Annotated in this window: 24 protein-coding genes; 10 read left to right on the plus strand and 14 right to left on the minus strand. The window is 31.3% G+C overall.

Annotated features, from left to right (window positions below; all coding sequences use genetic code 11):
- Positions 1–7: 7 nt before the first annotated feature.
- The 4 genes from H0I23_RS12415 (at position 8) to H0I23_RS12430 (ending at position 2585) form a co-directional block, all read left to right on the plus strand.
- Positions 8–274 carry a DUF3098 domain-containing protein gene (locus tag H0I23_RS12415; protein WP_216783615.1) on the plus strand — a complete coding sequence of 89 codons (267 nt, stop codon included), beginning with the start codon at positions 8–10 and terminating at the stop codon, positions 272–274.
- On the plus strand, positions 275–1069 hold the full coding sequence (locus tag H0I23_RS12420; RefSeq protein ID WP_216783616.1) for an undecaprenyl-diphosphate phosphatase: 795 nt from the start codon (positions 275–277) through the stop codon (positions 1067–1069).
- Positions 1070–1088: 19 nt separating this feature from the next.
- Positions 1089–1787, plus strand: coding sequence for a tRNA pseudouridine(55) synthase TruB (gene truB, locus H0I23_RS12425; RefSeq protein WP_216783617.1), 699 nt, complete (start codon positions 1089–1091; stop codon positions 1785–1787).
- A gap of 63 nt (positions 1788–1850) precedes the next feature.
- On the plus strand, positions 1851–2585 hold the full coding sequence (locus H0I23_RS12430; protein WP_216783618.1) for a hypothetical protein: 735 nt from the start codon (positions 1851–1853) through the stop codon (positions 2583–2585).
- Here H0I23_RS12430 and H0I23_RS12435 read toward each other — a convergent pair.
- The 5 genes from H0I23_RS12435 to H0I23_RS12455 all read right to left on the minus strand — a co-directional run bounded on the left by H0I23_RS12435 (position 2562) and on the right by H0I23_RS12455 (position 8443).
- Positions 2562–3191: a thioredoxin family protein gene (locus H0I23_RS12435; protein WP_216783619.1), complete on the minus strand. Its 630-nt coding sequence runs from the start codon at positions 3189–3191 to the stop codon at positions 2562–2564. The two genes, H0I23_RS12430 and H0I23_RS12435, sit on opposite strands and share 24 nt — an antisense overlap.
- 145 nt (positions 3192–3336) lie before the next feature.
- A complete protein-coding gene (locus tag H0I23_RS12440) occupies positions 3337–4740 on the minus strand; it encodes a TolC family protein (protein WP_216783620.1) in 1404 nt (467 codons plus the stop codon).
- The gene (locus tag H0I23_RS12445) at positions 4740–6089 is read right to left on the minus strand and encodes an HlyD family secretion protein (protein WP_216783621.1); all 1350 of its coding nucleotides are present in this window, start codon (positions 6087–6089) and stop codon (positions 4740–4742) included. Before H0I23_RS12445 ends, H0I23_RS12440 begins: the two co-directional genes overlap by 1 nt.
- Before the next feature lie 8 nt (positions 6090–6097).
- A complete protein-coding gene (locus tag H0I23_RS12450; RefSeq protein WP_216783622.1) occupies positions 6098–7765 on the minus strand; it encodes a peptidase domain-containing ABC transporter in 1668 nt (555 codons plus the stop codon).
- 3 nt (positions 7766–7768) lie between these two features.
- The gene (locus H0I23_RS12455) at positions 7769–8443 is read right to left on the minus strand and encodes a TetR/AcrR family transcriptional regulator (protein ID WP_216783623.1); all 675 of its coding nucleotides are present in this window, start codon (positions 8441–8443) and stop codon (positions 7769–7771) included.
- 173 nt (positions 8444–8616) lie between these two features.
- On the opposite strand from H0I23_RS12455, the gene H0I23_RS12460 reads away from it, so the two are divergent.
- Genes H0I23_RS12460 through H0I23_RS12470 form a run of 3 tightly spaced genes read left to right on the plus strand, consistent with a single transcriptional unit; the run spans position 8617 to position 10412 of the window.
- On the plus strand, positions 8617–9180 hold the full coding sequence (locus H0I23_RS12460) for a DNA-3-methyladenine glycosylase I (protein WP_216783624.1): 564 nt from the start codon (positions 8617–8619) through the stop codon (positions 9178–9180).
- Entirely contained in the window at positions 9167–9742 is a 576-nt protein-coding gene (locus tag H0I23_RS12465) for a hypothetical protein (protein ID WP_216783625.1), read from the plus strand. The genes H0I23_RS12460 and H0I23_RS12465 overlap by 14 nt, the downstream gene beginning before the upstream one ends.
- Positions 9723–10412 carry a DUF2490 domain-containing protein gene (locus H0I23_RS12470; protein ID WP_216783626.1) on the plus strand — a complete coding sequence of 230 codons (690 nt, stop codon included), beginning with the start codon at positions 9723–9725 and terminating at the stop codon, positions 10410–10412. The genes H0I23_RS12465 and H0I23_RS12470 overlap by 20 nt, the downstream gene beginning before the upstream one ends.
- On the opposite strand, the gene aat is transcribed toward H0I23_RS12470, so the two are convergent.
- The 3 genes from aat to H0I23_RS12485 all read right to left on the minus strand — a co-directional run bounded on the left by aat (position 10407) and on the right by H0I23_RS12485 (position 12443).
- Positions 10407–11051 (minus strand): leucyl/phenylalanyl-tRNA--protein transferase, encoded by a 645-nt coding sequence (aat, locus tag H0I23_RS12475; protein WP_254073602.1) that lies wholly within the window; start codon positions 11049–11051, stop codon positions 10407–10409. The two genes, H0I23_RS12470 and aat, sit on opposite strands and share 6 nt — an antisense overlap.
- 105 nt (positions 11052–11156) lie before the next feature.
- Positions 11157–11537: a DUF3127 domain-containing protein gene (locus tag H0I23_RS12480; protein WP_216783627.1), complete on the minus strand. Its 381-nt coding sequence runs from the start codon at positions 11535–11537 to the stop codon at positions 11157–11159.
- 6 nt (positions 11538–11543) lie between these two features.
- Positions 11544–12443, minus strand: a complete 900-nt coding sequence (locus tag H0I23_RS12485; protein WP_254073603.1) for a flavin reductase family protein — start codon at positions 12441–12443, stop codon at positions 11544–11546.
- Between the two features lie 98 nt (positions 12444–12541).
- Between H0I23_RS12485 and H0I23_RS12490 the strand changes: the two genes are divergently transcribed.
- Entirely contained in the window at positions 12542–13690 is a 1149-nt protein-coding gene (locus H0I23_RS12490; RefSeq protein ID WP_216783628.1) for a HAMP domain-containing sensor histidine kinase, read from the plus strand.
- Between the two features lie 3 nt (positions 13691–13693).
- Positions 13694–14050 (plus strand): hypothetical protein, encoded by a 357-nt coding sequence (locus H0I23_RS12495; RefSeq protein ID WP_216783629.1) that lies wholly within the window; start codon positions 13694–13696, stop codon positions 14048–14050.
- A gap of 4 nt (positions 14051–14054) precedes the next feature.
- Here the strand turns inward: H0I23_RS12495 and H0I23_RS12500 are convergent, their stop codons facing one another.
- From H0I23_RS12500 to greA, 3 genes are read right to left on the minus strand one after another with little or no spacing between them, the layout of a single operon-like run.
- Positions 14055–14456, minus strand: coding sequence for an HIT family protein (locus tag H0I23_RS12500; protein ID WP_216783630.1), 402 nt, complete (start codon positions 14454–14456; stop codon positions 14055–14057).
- 37 nt (positions 14457–14493) lie between these two features.
- The gene (locus H0I23_RS12505; RefSeq protein WP_216783631.1) at positions 14494–14922 is read right to left on the minus strand and encodes a BLUF domain-containing protein; all 429 of its coding nucleotides are present in this window, start codon (positions 14920–14922) and stop codon (positions 14494–14496) included.
- A gap of 55 nt (positions 14923–14977) precedes the next feature.
- Complete coding sequence (gene greA, locus H0I23_RS12510) at positions 14978–15454, minus strand: transcription elongation factor GreA (protein ID WP_216783632.1); 477 nt, start codon at positions 15452–15454, stop codon at positions 14978–14980.
- Positions 15455–15566: 112 nt separating this feature from the next.
- Between greA and H0I23_RS12515 the strand changes: the two genes are divergently transcribed.
- Positions 15567–16016: a hypothetical protein gene (locus tag H0I23_RS12515; RefSeq protein ID WP_216783633.1), complete on the plus strand. Its 450-nt coding sequence runs from the start codon at positions 15567–15569 to the stop codon at positions 16014–16016.
- Here H0I23_RS12515 and H0I23_RS12520 read toward each other — a convergent pair.
- The 3 genes from H0I23_RS12520 to H0I23_RS12530 all read right to left on the minus strand — a co-directional run bounded on the left by H0I23_RS12520 (position 16013) and on the right by H0I23_RS12530 (position 19695).
- Complete coding sequence (locus H0I23_RS12520) at positions 16013–16423, minus strand: cell division protein (RefSeq protein WP_371736633.1); 411 nt, start codon at positions 16421–16423, stop codon at positions 16013–16015. The genes H0I23_RS12515 and H0I23_RS12520 overlap by 4 nt on opposite strands.
- A 70-nt stretch (positions 16424–16493) precedes the next feature.
- Entirely contained in the window at positions 16494–17468 is a 975-nt protein-coding gene (locus tag H0I23_RS12525; protein WP_216783634.1) for a Gfo/Idh/MocA family protein, read from the minus strand.
- 100 nt (positions 17469–17568) lie between these two features.
- The gene (locus H0I23_RS12530; RefSeq protein WP_216783635.1) at positions 17569–19695 is read right to left on the minus strand and encodes a TonB-dependent receptor; all 2127 of its coding nucleotides are present in this window, start codon (positions 19693–19695) and stop codon (positions 17569–17571) included.
- Between the last annotated feature and the right edge of the window lie 317 nt (positions 19696–20012).

Here is a 20012-nt window from a genome sequence, read left to right on the forward strand (position 1 = left end):
TTGCAGCATGTTAAATAAACAGAACAACAAAACAGCAACAGACTCTAAACGAGAATTCATTTTTCAAAAGAAAAATTATATGTTCATGTTCATCGGGTTAGCTTTTATTACTGTAGGTTTTATACTTATGAGTGGTGGCGGAAGCGATGATCCGAACGTTTTTAATGACGAAATATATAATTTCAGAAGAATTAGATTGGCACCTACAATGGTTTTAATTGGTTTAGGCATCGAAATTTATGCTATTTTATTGAACCCTAAAAAGAATAAATAATTGGAAACATTAGATGCTATAATCCTAGGTATAATTCAAGGTCTTACTGAATTTTTACCTGTTTCTTCAAGTGGTCATTTAGAATTAGGAAAAGCTATATTAGGGGATAACTCTGTACCAGAAGAAAGTTTACTTTTTACCGTTGTACTACATTTTGCTACAGCATTAAGTACTATCGTAGTTTTCAGAAAAGATATATGGGAAATATTAAGTGGTTTATTTCAATTTAAATGGAATGAAGAATCACAATTCTCTGTAAAAATTATTATTTCAATGTTGCCTGCTGTTTTTGTAGGTTTATTTTTTGAGAAGCAATTAGAAAGCTTTTTTGGCGGCAATGTTCGCTTTGTAGGTTTCATGCTTCTAATAACAGCTGTGTTATTATATTTTGCTGATAAAGCAAAAGACACGGATAAAAAAGTAAGTTTTAAAAATGCATTCATCGTAGGTATATCTCAAGCTATTGCTATGTTGCCTGGTATTTCAAGAAGTGGAGCTACAATTTCTACTTCTGTATTATTAGGTGTCGATAAAACGAAAGCTGCACGTTTTTCTTTCTTAATGGTAGTGCCTCTTATTTTTGGTAAAATTGTTAAAGATCTATTAGGTGGCGAGTTAACTTTTTCAGGAGAAAATAACTTTGCAATGGGAGCTGGTTTTATCGCTGCTTTTTTAGCTGGTTTAGTTGCTTGTACTTGGATGATTCAATTAGTTAAAAAAAGCAAGCTTTCTTATTTCGCTATTTATTGTTTAATTGTTGGCCTAATAGCTATCGCCTACGGATATTTAGCTTAAACCCATTAGAACACACCTATTGAAAACAAAAGAAGATTTTTTAGAAGGTCAAGTATTATTAATAGACAAACCTTTAACATGGTCTTCGTTTCAGGCTGTAAATTCTGTAAAATGGACTATCAGAAAAAAGTTTGAACTTAAAAAAATAAAAGTAGGTCATGCGGGTACTTTAGATCCTTTGGCAACAGGTTTACTTATTATATGTACTGGTAAATTCACCAAAAGTATTAACGAAATACAAGGTCAAGCAAAAGAATATACTGGTACGATTACACTTGGTAGCACAACACCATCATACGATTTAGAAACCGAAATTAACGAAACCTTCCCTACTGAACATATCACCGAAGCTTTAATTAAAGAAGCTACGCAGCAGTTTATTGGCGATATCGAACAAGTACCACCTATTTTTTCAGCCTTGAAAAAAGACGGAAAAAGATTGTACGAATATGCTAGAGAAGGTCAAGAAGTAGAAATCAGAAAAAGAAGTATTACCATTTCTGAGTTTGAAATTACAAGTATAGAAGACAATAATGTTCACTTTAGAGTAGTGTGCAGTAAAGGCACTTATATACGCTCTTTAGCGTATGATTTTGGCAAAACTTTGCAGTCTGGCGGGCACTTAACTGCCTTAAGAAGAACCAAAATAGGAGATTACAACGTAAATAAAGCAATCACCCCTGAGGATTTCAATAAAATGGTAAATGCTATAAACTAGAGCCAGTTACTGCCATTCAACGATTTTTTTAAAATATAATTCTAAAAATGTGGTTATAGAAATATGAATTTGAATCGAAGTCAACTTTCTTTATTAATTACTTTTTGCTCCATGTCTATCGTGGTGTTGATACTTTACAATATACACTTAGGTGGCAAAGAGAAAGAAGAGTATGTTATTGAAATGGCAATGATTGAAGATGATATTGAAGACATTATAAAGGAACAAGAACTTTTAGAAGACCAAGCAAAAGCTGAAAGTATAAAAAGCCACATGGCATACAATGAAGCATCAAAACCTAGCTACGGCAACCCAGAACCGTTAAAAACGCTTGAAGAATTAATGGAAGAAGCTGAAAGCTCTTCCGATAGCGACGAGCCTTCTGAACTCTTAACTTCTAGCTCAGGTGAATATGCTGCTAACTTAAAAGAATTACGTAAAAAAAGAAAAGAAGCAAAAGAGTTATTAGGGGAACGTGAAGCTCAAAAAGATGTACCTACAAATAACCTAGCAAAACGAAGAACATCAATCTCATATTCATTAGTTGATAGAGTTAAAAAACATTTACCGATACCAATATATACGTGTATTGAAGGCGGTAAAATTGTTATTAATATTGAAGTAAATAGCAGTGGAAATGTTGTTGATGCTACTTTTAATAAAAAAAGTTCAACTACAGATAATGGTTGCTTGATAGATAATGCTACTGCATACGCCTATAGATCAACTTTTACAAATAGCTCTAAAGGTTCTCAAAAAGGAACCATCACCTATTTATTTCAACAAAAGGCTCGCTAATAAATCTTTTATAGTATTTTGGCCTTTATCTTTTGTGTACCACATTTGTAAATCTTGTTTGAATTCTGGCGTTAAACTACCATGCTCTTCCTTAAAATCATTTACCATTTTTGTAGCCACAGTTGGTCTCGGACCCCAATCGTTTATAACCTCACCCGTTATATCATCAACCATTATCAACTTAGGGATGGACAATGAATTATTATATAAAAAACGATTCATCAATTCTAAGTTTTCATCTCGCTGCAATACTTTAAAATCTATGTTCGAATTTAATTTTGCAATCTTGTTCATTATTGGCATTGTTTGGGCAGCATCACCACACCAACTTTCAGTTAACACCAACCAAGTTACTTTTCTATCGATTTTTTTAATTTCGATAGTATCTTCTTCACTAATTTTTAAAGTTTTATCTAAACGCTTCATACGCTTATCATTCAACAACGTATAGTTTATCAAATTATCGGTCTGAAAGATACCTGTTGACTGCTTTAAAGCTACCAGTGCACTAACCTTAGATCTATATTCTTCATAAGAAATACCTTTAGGCAAACTCTCTTTTACGATTTCAAAAGTTGTTTTTGATATATTGGTTTCTTCTATCATTTTTGTTGGATCAGTTATACTATAAAATTAAATTCTCCCTATTCTATAGGATATGAGATATATCATATTTGTAGAAAAAAAATAAAAAAACTTACAAACACATTTTTTATCGTGCCAGCATCATACTATGTTCCCCATCATAAATTTATAAATTCTGTGGATTTACAGCCAAACTATTAAATAATTTAGCCTTAGTTGTAAAGAATTTATTTTGCACCAATACCTGTTTTAATTTAGATTCTATTAATTTATTTTCCCTAGAGTTTATTAAAAATAAAGAACTTTCTCCGAAGCTAAACTTGCGTTCTTCCGCACTCAATAAGGTTTCATAATTAAACACCATATCATCTATAAGAACGTTTTGTTTCTCAAAAGAATCTAACTCACGATAAAGCGCAATTATTTTATTTTTAATTTGAATTTCAGCATTGTCAATTTCAAATTTAGCGTCTTGCATCTTAATTTTAGCTAGCTTTAAATCACCTCGTTCTTTCCTTAAAAAAATAGGCAATTGAAAACTAATTCCACCTTTGTAATAATCTGTTCGCAAAGAGTTTATTAGCTCAGGTGTTTCTGTTAAAAAATTATATTCGAGTTCAATTTTTGGTAGTAATTTATTTGCTTTCAAATTTTTATCAACTCGCAAACCATTTAATTTAAAGTCTAGTGATTTAAGTTTTGGGTGATTATCTATCGTAAAACTATCTAACGGTATTCCTGAAATTTCTAAGGTACTATCAATATCATTTTGCACTTCATCATCAGGCACAACATTAGGTTGTAACTCTACTGGTAAATTATTATTTAGCCATAAATACCCTGAAACCTCTAATGATTTTTGCATTAGCTTAACTCTTGCTTGCTCTAAATTTAAAGCTCTGTCTTGAACTACAATTTTTGCCTCAACAGTATCTATAGCGGCAATTTGCCCTACGGATGCACTTTTTTTAATACCTTGAAAACGTATTTTAGCATTCTCTAAAAATCCTTCAAATATTTTACTTTCACTATAAGCTTGTAGCCAATTAAAATAAGCTAAAGCGGCATCAAAAAGCACTTGATTGACTTCTATATCTCTATCAACCTTAGTTTGTTCTCTAAAATATTTCGCTTTTTTAAGCGTCGCCATTCGGTCATTAATCCATAAACCTTGCCCAACAGACATGCTTATTCCTGCACTATACAATCCATCATCAGGCACAGTATACTCAGGGTTTAAATAGGTACCTTCATTTTGTTCAAAAACACCTTTTAAGTTAATCCCATACCAAGTAGGTATTTTAAATGTCGCATTTAGCTTCTCATAGTATTCGGTTCCTTTAAACTGCTTAGTACCATAATCAACTTCAATTTTAGGATCAAAACTTCCTCTTGATTTTAAAAGATACGCTTGCCCTTCATCTAAAGTTAATTCTGCTTGTTTTGCAATCGGATGATATTTTTTCACATACCCCAGATATTCTTTAAATTTTAAAACAGAAGAATCAATCTGTTGTGCTGGCAAAGAGAAACTAATACACAATAAACCTAAAAAGATAAAATTTCTCATTATTTTTTGTCTTTAGTTGAAGTAACATCAGGCTGATAATAATTTGGCGGAAAACCATTTAATTGACGCCATAACTCATACCAAATAGGAACATCTTCTAAAAGAGCAACCGTATTAGCTCCTGAGCCTACACGTATTTGATCTGGCCAAGATTGATCGTCTGGGTCTTGAGAAAGTAATACCCTATACTTACCATTCGGACTTATAAAAGTTTCAATAGCAACCACAACACCACCATATGTACCATGCGAGGCATTAGGCCAACCGCTAAATACAATAGATGGCCAACCATCAAACTGAATACGCACTTTTTCTCCTTTATGTATCAAAGGCAAATCTAAAGGTGTTATATACATCTCGACAGCCTTATCATAATCTACAGGCATTATACCCACTAACTGATCACCTTCTTTAAAAGTTTCTCCTAAACCTGCTTGTATTGCTTTATTTATATAACCATTTTGTGGAGCTTTTATATAGTATAAATCATTTCTCATTTCATAATTCGTAAATTGATTTTCTAACTTACTCACTTGTGCCTGAGAATCAAATTGCCCTGATTGGGCTGTATACATATCGCTTTGAGCCTTTGAAATTTTATCTGTATATGCAGCTTGCACACTATTAATTTCCATAGAGGCATTTAAAATATCATTTCTGCTTGTTAATAATTTATTTTCTTGAGCAATTAATTTAGCTTGGGTTTCTTGCAATTTTAGCCTTTTTTCTTCTACATCAGTAAGTGCTTTTAGGCCTTCTTTTTCTAATTGAACCGTACGGTTGTATTGACGTTCTGCTATTTCAAGATTTGTATTTGCAGCTTGAAAATCGATACTATCGCTTTTCACTTTAAGCTTAGATTGTATTAATTTATTCTTTGCTTGCTCTAACTTTAGTTTTCGTTCTGTAGACAAGGCTCCTATCTGATTATTTAACGCCTGCACCTTACCTTCATAAGAAACTACAGACATTTCTTTTGCTTTTATTTGATCGCCTGTACGCTCTACTAATTGAGGATCAAAATATTCGTTTTTTATTTCTGAAATAAATAAAATAGTATCTCCCTTACTTACATAATCCCCTTCTTGCACAAACCACTTTTCTATTCTACCTGGTATTGGCGACTGAATAGTTTGTGGTCTTTGATCAGGCTTTAAAGTTGTTAAGGCTCCATTACCTCTTACATTCTGAGTCCATGGCAAAAATAAAACCACACAACCAAACAAAGCAGACCCTATTAAAAATCTATTAAAATATTTATAATGCTTTTTATGAAAAACACGCTCTGCAGACTTGTACACACTAAGGTTTACCTTTTTATTTAATATGTTATTTGAGATATTAAGCATAGCTTTATTTAATTAGCATTTATAATTTTACCTCCATCAAGTGTGATTATTCTATCTACTCGATTTTCCCAGTTTTTATCGTGACTAACAATAACCAATGACCAAGGATTTGATTTATCAGATAAAAAATTCATAATTGAAATCACTTCTTCTACATCTAATTGATCTAACGGTTCCTTTAAAATCAATAACTTTGGTTTTCGAACAATAGCTCTTGCTAAAAGGATTTTTTTAGCAACGTTATGTGGTATTTGCTGTCCCTCAGGAAATAAAATTGTATGAATACCTTTTGGTTGTTCTTTTACAAATTTTGTTAAGCATGTTTTTTCAATTGCCCAATACAAATCTTTCTGCGATATTGTTTCGTCTCCAAATGTTATATTGTTTAATATACTACCCTCAAAAGGGCTCTCTTCAGTAAAAGATTGGCCAATAAACGATCGGTAATGATTTGGCACAATATTATCCAATGCTATATTATTTACATAAACAGCCCCTTCTGTCGGCCTCACTAAACCAGCCATTAATCGTAATAATGTAGTTTTACCTGACCCATTTTTACCTAACAAAAGTGTTGTTGTATTTGGTAAAATTGTTAACGAGATATTGTCTAATATTTTATTTTTAACACCGTAAGACTTATAACTTAAATCAGATATTTCGACTGTTAAGCTTGTTTCAGTTGTTAATGGAACCTCCCCTTTTTGCGACTCTAAATCTTTATCTACTACTTGCCCTAATTTCTCTAATGAAGTTAATAAATCATATATAGTTTCTAACCCACGAATTAATTTTTCTACCGAACTAATAACTAGTAAAATAATTATTTCAGCAGCAACAAACTGACCTATATTCATTTCTTGATTTAAAACCAACAAGCCTCCAATAAGCAATAAACCTGCTGTTACCAAAACCTTAAAACCTATCATTTGAATAAACTGAATGACTAAAATTCTAAAATGGTTTTCTCTTGCTTGAAGATATTCTCCTACTAGTTCATCATTTTTATCAAGTCCATGAGTCGTATTACCTGATAGTTTAAAACTAACAAGAGAACGAGCAACTTCTTGAATCCAATGTGCTACTTTGTATTTATATTTAGATTCTTGTAAACTTGTTTCTAATCCTTTTTGAGCTGTAAATTTAAATACCACATAAATTAGCAACATTAATAACAAGCCATAAATAATAAAAAATGGATGATAAAATGATAATAACAGCAACCCAAAAATAATTTGCAGTAAGGCCGCAGGAAAATCTAATAAAACTTTAGAAAGCGATTTTTGAACCGTAAGTGTGTCAAAAAATCTATTAGCTAGCTCCGGCGGATAGTAATCGCGAAGCTCACTCATTTTTATTTTCGGAAAACGATAAATAAATTCAAATGATGCTCTTGTAAAGATTTTCTGCTGAACGTTTTCTATAATTCTAATTTGCATTAGCTGCAACAAACCACCAAAGGCCACACCACCAGTTACCAAAACAACTAAAACAATCCAAGAAGTGCTAATTTGAGCGCCCTGAATTAAATTAATAATTGCCTGAATACCTAAAGGCAATGTTAAGTTTACGATACCCGCGAAAATAGCATAATAAAAAGTTTGGAAAATATCGCGTTTATCAAGTTTTAGTAACCCTATTAAACGCTGCCAAGCTGTAAGTACATTTTTTGCCATGCTTTAATTTTGTATTGTTTTTAGAACTACTTCTGTAAAGTAGCATGTTGAAGATTTAGAATTATGACAATCAGTAAGCGTTGGAAAATGTTCTTTTAAAAAAAACTGATGCAAATTTCCCTCTAACACAGTACTCGCCATACTCGAAGCATATTTATATTCAGAATTTACTCCTGTAATCATTTCTGCTAACCTAGCAATAAGCCTTTTATAAATAGTAAAATAACCATCTTTATTCTCCTCATCAACTTCTTTAGTTAAATATGATTTTGAATATTCATTAATGACAATTTTACTTAAAACAATTTCATTGATATGTGAAAAATGAGAATCTTCTTCGATCACTTTAGTCACAACCTCTATCGCTTTCGTAAGTTTTTCAATAGGGTTAGTTATACTATTAGTTGAAAATACTAAATGATATTCTAACCAACCCCAATACCAAGAGGTTAAATACAATAATAGTTTATGTTTATTCTCAAAATAACGATAAATAGAACTCTCATTAGACTCAATAGCTAAACCTAGTTTTTTGAATGTAAATTTTTCGAAACCAATTTCATGAATTAATAAAATACTATCTTGAATTATTTTCTTTCCTAATTCAGAAGATTCAGGGTCTTTGATATAAATCTTATCATTAATAGTAATTTTCATCGATTGTAATAGCCTATCCATCTCTAATAAATTATTATTTTAATCACGAATTTAATAGTATTGCTATTAATACGCAATAGTTAAACATTTTATTTTAAAAGCCTTACCTTGAAAAAAATTATAAACCAGAATTAGTTAATTTAATTTCTAATAAAATAGATTTGTAAATCTTATCTACCTTTAAAAGAACTAGAATGGAAAAACATAGATGTGGATGGTGCCAAGGTGATGATCTTTATGAAGCGTATCATGACTTAGAGTGGGGAGTACCCGTTAAAGATGATGACAAACTATTTGAATTTTTAATTCTAGAAACTTTTCAAGCGGGGTTAAGCTGGATTACAATTTTGAGAAAACGAGAAAATTTCAGAAAAGCATTTGACAATTTTGATTATAAAAAAATTGCGACTTATAATGAATCCAAAATTGAATCTTTATTGCAAAACGCAGGAATCATTAGAAACAAACTTAAAATTAGAGCCACCATTTCTAACGCAGATGCGTATATGAAAATTCAAGAAGAATTTGGTAGTTTTAGCACTTATATCTGGAATTTTGTAGATGGAAAAACTATCAAGAATAAAGTAAAGCATTATAAAGAAGCACCTGCTAACACGGAACTATCTGATAAAATCAGTAAAGATTTAAAAAAAAGAGGCTTTAAATTTGTTGGCAGTACCGTTATATATGCGCAAATGCAAGCAACCGGTATGGTTAATGATCACGAAATAAATTGTTTTAGATATGAAGAAGTTTAGTCTTTTATTATTGTTACTAATTAGTACCCTAACTTGTTTTAGTCAAATAAAATTAGAAAGAGAATTTCGTATTAAAAAATCTGAATTCCCGTCAGAAGCATTGTCTTTAATCAAAACAAAGCTAACAGATGCAAAAAAAATAAAATTCTATAAAGAGATTGACAGTAGCAAGGTAACTTTTGAAGCTAAATTTAAAAAAAAGCGCTTATGGTATAGCGTAGAATTTAATGAACAAGGTCATCTACAAGATATTGAAGTTTTAATTAAAAGTATTGATATACCTAATGACACTTTTGAAAACGCAACTAAATATTTAGACCAGAATTTTGAGAAATATAAAATTGTAAAAATTCAACAACAATACCCCGTTATTGAAAATGATGAAAAAACTATAAATAACGCTTTTCAAAACCTTATGTTACCTACTGTTAATTATGAAATAATGATTAATGGTAAAAAAGAAAAAAACTTCGAGAAATTTGAAATCTTATTTGATGCTACAGGAAAATTTAAATCTATTCGAAAATCACTTCCTATTAATTATGATCACATACTTTATTAAAATTTTTATTTTTAGTTGCATATTACTTTCAACAACCCAGTTCTTTGCCCAGGGCAATTTTACTGGTTTTATTGAACCTGATTTTTCTATTAATTATGATATTAGCAAAAACTATTCTCACAACTTTTCAATAGCGAATAGAATTTATTTTTATAAAGACAATGACTATAACGTTGAAGTAAGGCAACTTGATTTTAAACATTTTTCAAATTTTAAATTAAAATATAACCAGAGTGTTGCATTTGGTATTCAGTACCGATTTAGAGAAACCTTTGAAAAAAATAAAAATAACGAGTTACGTTTTACTGAACAGTATAACTTTACACACAAGCCGAGTAATGTAAGATATGGTCACCGACTTAGAGCAGAACAACGCATAGCTCGTAATTTAACAACACACAGGTTTAGATATAGGTTTGCTGCTGATATGCCATTAATGGGCACTATTTTAGATACTGGAGAACCTTATTTTATTGCTTCGACTGAAAGTTTATTAAGCGTAGCAAAAGGGTATAAACCAAGCTATGATCAAAGATTTACAAGCTCAATAGGTTTTGTATTAACAGAAAATACAAAACTACAAGCTGGCTTGGAGTATCGATTTGAAAATTATAATATTGAAACAACTCAAAACCTGTTTATTTTAACATCGTTAAGCCTGTCTTTATAAATAGGATATAAATGTTTGCCTGGATATTTCTTCTGCTCCCAAACTTTCTAAATGTTCAGTATACACTTGACAATCAATAAGCTTGTAATTATTTTCTTGTAGTTCTTTTGCTAAATGTATAAAAGCAAATTTTGAAGCATTACTTACTAGACTAAACATGCTTTCTCCACAAAATACATCACCTAAATTAATACCATATAAGCCACCAACTAATTCTTCATCTTCCCAAACCTCATAAGATTCGGCTACACCCCTTTTATGAAGCTCTAGATACGCTGTTTTCATATTACTCGTAATCCAAGTCCCTTCTTGCCCCTCTCTTTCTATAGCTGAACAATTATCTAAAACAGACTGAAAACAAGTGTTTTTTGTTAATTTAAATTGAGTACTCTTTAGCACTTTTTTCATGCTTTTAGAAATCTTTATTTTTTTAGGAAACAGTACCATTCTCGGGTTTGGACTCCACCAAAGAATAAGCGAGTCTTCATTAAACCAAGGAAAAATTCCGCTTTTATACGCAAGTAATAGCCGCTCAGGAGATAAATCACCTCCATAAGCCAACAAGCCCTCTTCATCTGCATTTTCAACAGGAGGAAAATATAAAGAGTTTGGCTCTAAAACTATAGGTTGTTGATTCAATTTCTATTTTAAAAATTTAAATTAAAAATATACTAAACTTTTATAAAAATAAAAAACCTGAATTGCGAAAGCAAGACAGGTTTTATAAGTATTGTTATTTACAACCTAAAAAGGTAAATCATCATGATCTTCTTCATTCAAATTATCTGCAGGCTGGAAAGAATCCATCGGTGGAGCTGGAGGAATACCTGAATCAGTTGAAGCAGCAGCTTGTAAATTCTCAATTCTCCATCCTTGAATAGAGTTGAAGTATTTAGTTTCGCCTTGAGGGTTAACCCATTCTCTACCTCTTAAATTAATTCCTATTTTAACTGGCTGACCTACAGCTACGCTGTTTAATAAATCACATTTATCCTGAACAAATTCAACCATTATGTGTTGCGGATATTGCTCTTCTGTTGTTACAACAACTTCTCTTTTTCTAAATCCGTTACTTCCAAAAGTTTGCGTTTCGCCAACCATTTTTACTTTTCCTTCTACTTCCATTTCCTCTTATTTTGATAATAATACTTTCCAAGCGGAAAGTACGTCGTTTTTATGTAAATACTCTTGTGCTTTTTTATGTAATTGGTTTTCTATACCAGAATTTATTAAGGCCTGAATTTCTGAATTATCTTTCAAAAAAGCAGTTATATCTTCTTTAGTCGGTAATTTTTCAACATTACCTAATTTACCTAAATCGTTACCTGTTAAAACAGAACTTAACCTAATATTATTAGGTATATTATCAACTCCAACACCTAAAGATGAAAGGGGTTTCGGCACTTCAAAAAGGCCAGCGTTAGCACGGCTATACCAGTTACCACCCATACGAGCGACTAAATCTATTTTGGCCTGATCAATACTACCATTTTCATCTAAAATAGCTTTATCAATATGCACTTTAACTACTTCTGAAAATATTAAGTTTCCCGCCCCTCCATTTTCTCCTAAAGCTTCTACTTTTATCACCTTACACTCAAATTGCACTGGTGACTCAGCAACCCTAAATGGTTTTACAATGTCCGATTTCAACATTGTTAAACCTGCTTTTAAAAACTCATTTTCACCTTCAGCATATTCTGTACTAGACAAAGACATCTGTTGTACAATATCATAATTTACGATATTAACAACCACCTCCTTAGTCTTCAAAACATTTTCTAAAGTGTGCTTAGTCGTATTATCCCTAACTCTTCTCGAAGGAGAAAAAATTAAAATAGGAGGATTCGCACTAAAAACATTAAAGAAACTAAAAGGCGAAAGGTTTGGCTTTCCGTTCTCGTCTAAAGTACTAGCAAAAGCTATTGGTCTAGGACCAACTGCACCTAAAAGATAGCCATGTAATTTGGCTGTTATAACATCTTTTGGCAATACAGAAATCATTTCTCGCATAGAAATACAAAAGTACATAAATTAGCAACATATATGAAAGTTAGTAGTTATCAAATGCATAGAATAACTTTTAACAATTTGCGTTATATTGTAAGAATTAATAACCATTTAATTGGATGAACTTTAACCCAGAGAAAAAAACCACAACTATTATTCTTCAAGTAGCATCATTTGCTATAGTGAGTTTGATACTTTGGAACACCAATAGCTTTTTTAAAAAATTTAAAGAAGAAGAACGTAATAAAGTAGAAATTTGGGCAAGTGCCCTTGTAGAATTACAATCGCTACCTGCAGATGCTGACCCTGGAAATCTACCTTTAAAAATTTTTCAAAATAACACTACTACACCTATGATTCTAGTAAATAGGGATGGAGCTATTAAAGTTAGCAACATGCCTAAAGAATTTGCAACGGATACTGTGGTTGTTAAAAGTAAAATTGAAAAGTTTGAAAGCGAAAATACACCTATAAAAATAGATTATAAAGGAGAAGAGCTTGCTACTTTATATTATGGAAATTCTGAAGTTTTAAATAAATTAAAATATTACCCTATTGCTCTACTTTTAATTATATTCCTTTTTGCTGCGGTTATTTATTTCTTTTTTAAGATCAATAAATCATCAGAGCAGAACAAGCTTTGGGCTGGTATGGCAAAAGAAACTGCTCACCAAATAGGTACACCATTAACATCTTTATTAGGCTGGAATGAGCTTTTGAAGGCTGAAAATGTAAATCCAAATATAACTTCTGAAATTGAAAAGGATATTTCTAGATTAGAAATTATTACAGAACGTTTTTCTAAAATTGGATCACTACCTGTTTTAAAAGAAACAAATATTGTTGCCGAAACACAAAATGCTTTTGAGTATTTAAAAAACAGAAGTTCTAAACTCATTCTTTTTTCAATAGACAGTAGAATTGATGAAATCCCTGTATTATTAAATAAACCTCTGTATCAATGGACTATTGAAAACCTTGTTAAAAACGGCATTGACGCCATGCGTGGCAAAGGAAGTATTAGTGTAGAAATTTTAAAAGAAGGTAATAATGCCGTAATTTTGGTGTCTGACACAGGACAAGGTATATTAAAACGCAACTTTGACACTATTTTTAATCCTGGTTTTACTTCTAAAAAAAGAGGTTGGGGACTAGGCCTTTCTTTAGTCAAAAGAATTGTAGAAGAGTATCATAAAGGAAAAATCAAAGTTCTTTCTTCTAGTAAAGAAGGTACTATAATGAAAATGTCTTTTAAAATAAACTCATAAGTTATGGCGAAGATTATAATGGAAGTGATAAAAGAGGCAGAATTAACGAATAATTGCCCCGAATGCTTTAATCAAGAACTAAAATTATCTTTTTACCAAAAACACTCACATGGTAAGTTTGTTCACAAAGTCACCAACGAAGTTAGCTCTGAAATAAAATGTAAAAAGTGCTTTACACTTATTTACCCTGTTACTTGGACGCCGGATATTGAACGTGTTTTCGAATATTATCAAAAAACCGCTATTCCGCAAAAAAGTGCAACTAAGTATACGAGCTTATTTTATATTCTTGTATTAATAGCAATATTTATTATTGCTGCTGGATTTTATATCGTTTTAAATAAAGAAAATCTTTTTTAAAGGATTACATTCCTTGATTTAATTCCGCTTTAATTTTGTCTGCAATAGCGATAAATTCTTCTTCTGTAAATGAAACTTTAGACTGAAAAGTTGCATCTTTCATTTCATTTAAAGGTATTAAATGCACATGTACATGTGGCACTTCTAAACCAATTACAGTCATACCTACACGCTTGCACTCAATAGCTTTTTCTAATGCCTTACCAACTTTTCTTGAGAAAGCCATTAAAGCCATATATGTAGCCTCATCAAGATCTAAAATTTTATTCACTTCCTTTTTTGGAACACAAAGTGTATGCCCTTTTGCGTTAGGATTGATATCTAAAAAAGCAAAAAAATTATCGTCTTCTGCAATTTTATAACATGGGATTTCGCCCGATATAATTTTAGTGAAAATTGTAGCCATAATGCAAATACTGTTTTTATTAAAAATAAATAATTAGCTAAACAGGGCTTTTGATAATTCTACTTATCCCCGCCCAAAACATCATTAAAGTAGTTGTTGGTTTCTCGGTAAATTCTGAAAGTAGTATTAAATTATTTGCATAACTTTTAACTTCTTCATTCGCATTTTCACCCTTATCAAAATTGGCGTATGCCATATTCCATTCTGGAAAAAAACGCTCTTCTTTTAATCCTTCTGAAAGAATTTTGACACTATAATGTCTAGGATCTTTGGCTATTTTAGAAAAAATATCTTTTACTTTTTTTCTGTCTCCTTCTAAAATTTGAATAAAATAGTTATCATAAAACACCAAACAACCTGTAATTTTATTATCTAAATTGAATTTATTAGCACTCTCTAAAATATCAGAAATATCCTGTTTGCTAATATTATTTTTCGCTACAGAGCGATACGCTAATTCAAACATTCAATAAAATTAAATTAAACACTTAAGATAAGGTAAATACTTTACTAAAAAATAACTACGCTCTTGTAATTTCAATAATCTCAAGTTTTAAAACTCCATTAGGTATTGTAATTTCAGCTGTATCACCTACTTTTTTACCTAACAAACCTTTACCGATTGGGGAGTTTACAGAAATTTTACTGGTTTTTAAATCTGCTTCACTTTCTGCTACCAAAGTATATTTCATTTCCATTCCATTGTTTTGGTTTTTAAGCTTTACTGTAGAAAGCACCAAAACTTTAGATGTATCTAATTGAGATTCATCAATTAATCTTGCATTTGCATATACATCTTCTAGCTTAGAAATTCTAAGTTCTAAAAGACCTTGAGCCTCTTTAGCTGCATCATATTCAGCATTTTCAGATAAATCTCCTTTATCTCTAGCTTCAGCAATGTCTCTAGATGCCTTCGGGCGTTCTATATCTTTAAGTTGATTAAGTTCGTCTCTTAACTTCTTTAATCCTTCTGCTGTATAATAAGATGTTGTACTCATAATTATAACAATTTGTAAAATAAGAAAATCCTCTTTTTTATAGAGGATTTATGACAAATATACATTTTTTTTGTTCAACTTTGTGATGGGTATATTAAAATACAGAGGTGTTATGTACAGATTATTAGGTCTTTTTTTAATGGTATTTATTTTTTCTTGCAGTAAAAATTCTACCAATAGGAATCCATATTTACAAGAGTTTAATTTTAGGTTTGATATTAATACAAATCTTCCCTTATATAGCGGACTAACTAATGAAGGTAGCGCTATCTATATATCAAATGAACAAGCAGGAACTCGTGGTATTTTTGTAATTAAAACACTATCATCTTTTAGTGGGTTTAGAGCTTTTGAAGCAAGCTGCCCTAACCATACACCTAACGAGTGCTCTACTATGTCATTAGACTCTAGCAGAAACTCTGTAACCTGCGAATGTGAAGATTATAATTATTCATTATTTACTGGCCAATTACTAAATAGCCCTGAAGATGACACTCGATTCTATAACATGTTAGAATACACGGTTACTACTTCAGGCAATATAATTTCAATTACGAATTAAGTTTCTAAAAATTGATTAACAGTACCATTCTCCGCAATCTCTTTTAATGCTATATTTTTTTGAGTTAGAAATTTGATCATATATTTTTTTAGGAAAAGAATATTTGCAAGTTTACCTAAAATTCCCAAAGGTGCTTCATAATGAAATACATCAATCATTAAAGTAAAACCGCCTTTATCTTCAAAAATATGCTCATGTTTGAAAGAATTAAATGCTCCTGAAACCATTTCATCTACAAAATAATCTGGCTTTTCGAATACTGTTATTTTAGATGTTAAATTTTGATACACACCAAAATGCTTCGCTCGCCATGTAACAGATTCTCCCAAACTTATTAAACCAGAAGTCTTCCCTGCTATTGCTGTTTCATTAGTTTTTGATGTTGATAACTTATAGAAGATCAACATTTCTTATTAAATCAAAAACCCTATCAATAGGTAATACAATTCGAGTTTCTAATTTAATTTCTGGCATATATTAGCGTAGTATTTTATCCATTACCCAAGCTGTATGTAAAGCAGTTTCACCAGTTGATGGATGTTTAACACCTTCTAAAAGATCAGCTTTTAAATTATTTACATGAAACTCCTGTACATGTTTTGGGTTTTCAATAAAAAGACTTTTAACGCCACTATTATTATCTAAAACAACATCTTTTTCAGCAAAAACAGGAAAACTTATTTTACCTCTACTACCTAATATTTCGACTCTATCTTCTCTTTTTAAACTACCAAAATTCCAGCTACCTTGCCCCGTTACTCCATTTTCATGAATCCAACAAGATGTTATCGCATCTTTAGCAGTATACAAACCTTGTTGGTTTGTACTAAAGCCATTTACTTTTTCAAAATTACCTAATAAATAAGCGAACAAGTCTAACCCATGACTTGCTAAGTCATCAAAATAACCTCCCGGAGCAATTTTAGCATCTGTACGCCAGTTGTACTCCCCGCTCAAATCAATCTCATTAGCTGGTTTAGAAAAATTCCAACTTATATGCCTTACCACCCCTATTTCACTTTCTTTTAACCACTTTTCAACTTGTAAAAAGCGAGGCAATGATCTCCGGTAATAAGCTACAAACAAAGGTGTGTTTTGCCTTTTAAAAGCTTCTACAATCGCCAAACCATCCTCGTAAGATGGCGCTAATGGTTTTTCAATACAACATGGTTTACCAGCCGCTGCTACCAACAAGCCATACTGCTTGTGCGTATCGGGTGGTGTTGCTATGTAAACAGCATCAATGTTTGGATCATTTATCAAACTTTCAGCTTCTGAATAAAATTTTGGAACATTATGTCTTTTAGCAAAACCCTCTGCCTTTTCAGCATTTCTACGCATTACAGCATCTAAACTAAAACCTTTTGTAAGTTGATAGGCTGGACCACTTTTAACTTCTGTTACTGCTCCACATCCTATAATTCCCCAACGCAAAAGCTTTCTATCTTCCATATTATTCAACTATCATAAATTTGAGTACTAAAATAAGGAAATAAAAAAAGGGTTTCTAAAAAAGAAACCCTTCAATAATACAAACTTATAAGCTAAGTTTTTAAAAGTTTAATGTTGCACCTAACAAGAAGTTTGTTCCTGCTTGTGGATAGTACCCTTGTACCTCAAAGGATGTTGGACCTTCCCAAAAATTTAAATAGGTATACCCGTTTGATTCATACTCTTCATTAAAAATATTATTTACCAAACCTGACAAAACAATTGATTTGAAAATAGAGTTTGTTTTAATTTCATAAGTAACATTAAAATCGTTTGTAAAGTAAGCATCTAACTTAGAAGCTTCCGTATCTGTATTACTTAAATATTGCTCGCCTACATATTTGGACAACAATGAAAAACTTAAATTTTCTAGCAGTTTATAGGTTAAAATATTACCTGCAATAAATGAAGGAGAGAAAGCTATATTTGTATCTCCTATATTACTTATAACACCATCTCTATCCAATATAAAATCTTCAATTTTATTCGTACTCAATGCTATATTTGGTGTTATTTTAAATTTTTCGCTGACACTAATATTCGCATCAATTTCAAGACCTAATCTATAGCTATCAGGTACATTTGCTCTTAAATAATTACCAACATCATCTATATTACCTGTTAACACTAACTGATCTTTATATTTCATGTAATATACGTTAGTATTAATCTGTGTGTTTTGAGAAACGTAACGCCAACCTAACTCAAAATCATTTAACCTTTCTGGTTTGGGCGAGCCACTTTCGTAATCTGTTCTATTAGGTTCTCTATTTGCAACGGCATAAGAAAAATAAAGGTTATTATTTTTATTTACATCTAATGTAATTCCTGCTTTCGGGTTAAAAAAATCAAAAGTATCATCAACTAAACCTGTTTCATCACCATTAGCTTTGTAATTAACTGATCTATATTGTAAATCTCCAAAAAGACTCCATTTATCATTTAACTTATAATTTACTTTCGTGTAAAAATTAAAATCTGTTTTTGTTGAGTTATTTTCATAATAACGATCTCTAATTTCACTTAAGCTTGCATAACGCGCCCAAATAACTTCGCCATAATGCGTGTTTTCATACTTATTCCAACCTCCACCAAAAATTAGATCTAAATTTTCATTTACATAATTTGCAGAAAAAACAGTTCCATAGAAGTGATTATCTAACCAACGTCTACGAATAATATCTGTAGTATTCACATCTTCTCCATTTACAGTAATTGGTTCAAAACCATATGTTTCAAAATCGTCTTCTTCTTTATATTGCTCAAAATATCCACGTCCTCTGGTATAATGAAATGCTAAATTAGTACTCCAAAATTTATTTAATTTTTGATTCCACAACAACTGAGAATGGTCTTGTTTATAATTATCAACCTCATTTTCGTATGTATATGGATTTGCTGTTCTATCTGTTTCTAATTGCGAAGCTTCTATTCCGAACCAAGATTGATACGTAATTTCATGGCCCCCGAACTGCAATGCTTTAATTAAAGTATTTTCATCTTTATAAGCAGCTTGTAAAAAATAAGATTTTAAATCAGAGAAAGCTCTATCAACATATCCGTCTGAGTCAATTTTTGATAACCTACCTGAAACTTCTATATGGTCGTTTAATAAACCTGTACTAAACTTTAATGTGTTTTTTAAGGTATTGAAGCTACCAATTGAAGAAGAAATTTGAGCATAAGGATCTTCTGAAAAACCATCTGTTAACAAATTTAAACTAGCACCAAAAGCACCTGCACCATTTGTTGATGTACCTACACCACGTTGCAATTGTAAACTCTCTACAGATGAAGCAAAATCTGGCATGTTCACCCAAAAAGTACCTTGAGATTCTGCATCATTGTATGGTATACCGTTAATAGTAACATTAACTCGCGTAGCATCACTACCACGAACCCGAATACCTGTGTAACCTACACCTGCGCCAGCATCTGACGTTGTAACTACAGATGGTAAAAAGTTCATTAAAATAGGAATATCTTGCCCTAAATTTCTTGGCTTGATTTGTTCTTTCGTTAAATTTGAAAAGGTAACAGGAGTCTCTTTTGTTACTCTAATCGCTGAGACAAAAACCTCATCTAAAACCACTTTTTTTCCTTCTAAAGAATCAGTTGGTTTTTGCTGTTGTGAATTCGCGTTTATTGCGACACATAAAATGGCAAATACTGTACATACAATTTTCATTCGTACTATAAATTAAGTGACGAATAAAAGGGGTAATTATTCCTGTTTGTAATTGATTTTCTAGGTTTTGTTCTGCAAAATATTAGCATAACAAGAAACCTAAACGTTCCTAATGGCGATTTACGCGTCCCTTGGCAGCATTACCCGCCCAGGTTCATTGGGTATAATCTCAGCTTTATTCTTAAATAGAATTCGGCACCCCTTTGAGATACCGCAAATATACTATCGTATTTATTAATTTGAATACTAAATAACAGAAAATAAAAAACGCTCCCTTTTTTATTAAAAAAAAGAAATATCCACAACATATAATTAAC

It is taken from the genome of Cellulophaga sp. HaHaR_3_176 (assembly GCF_019021925.1).
Lineage (GTDB): Bacteria > Bacteroidota > Bacteroidia > Flavobacteriales > Flavobacteriaceae > Cellulophaga.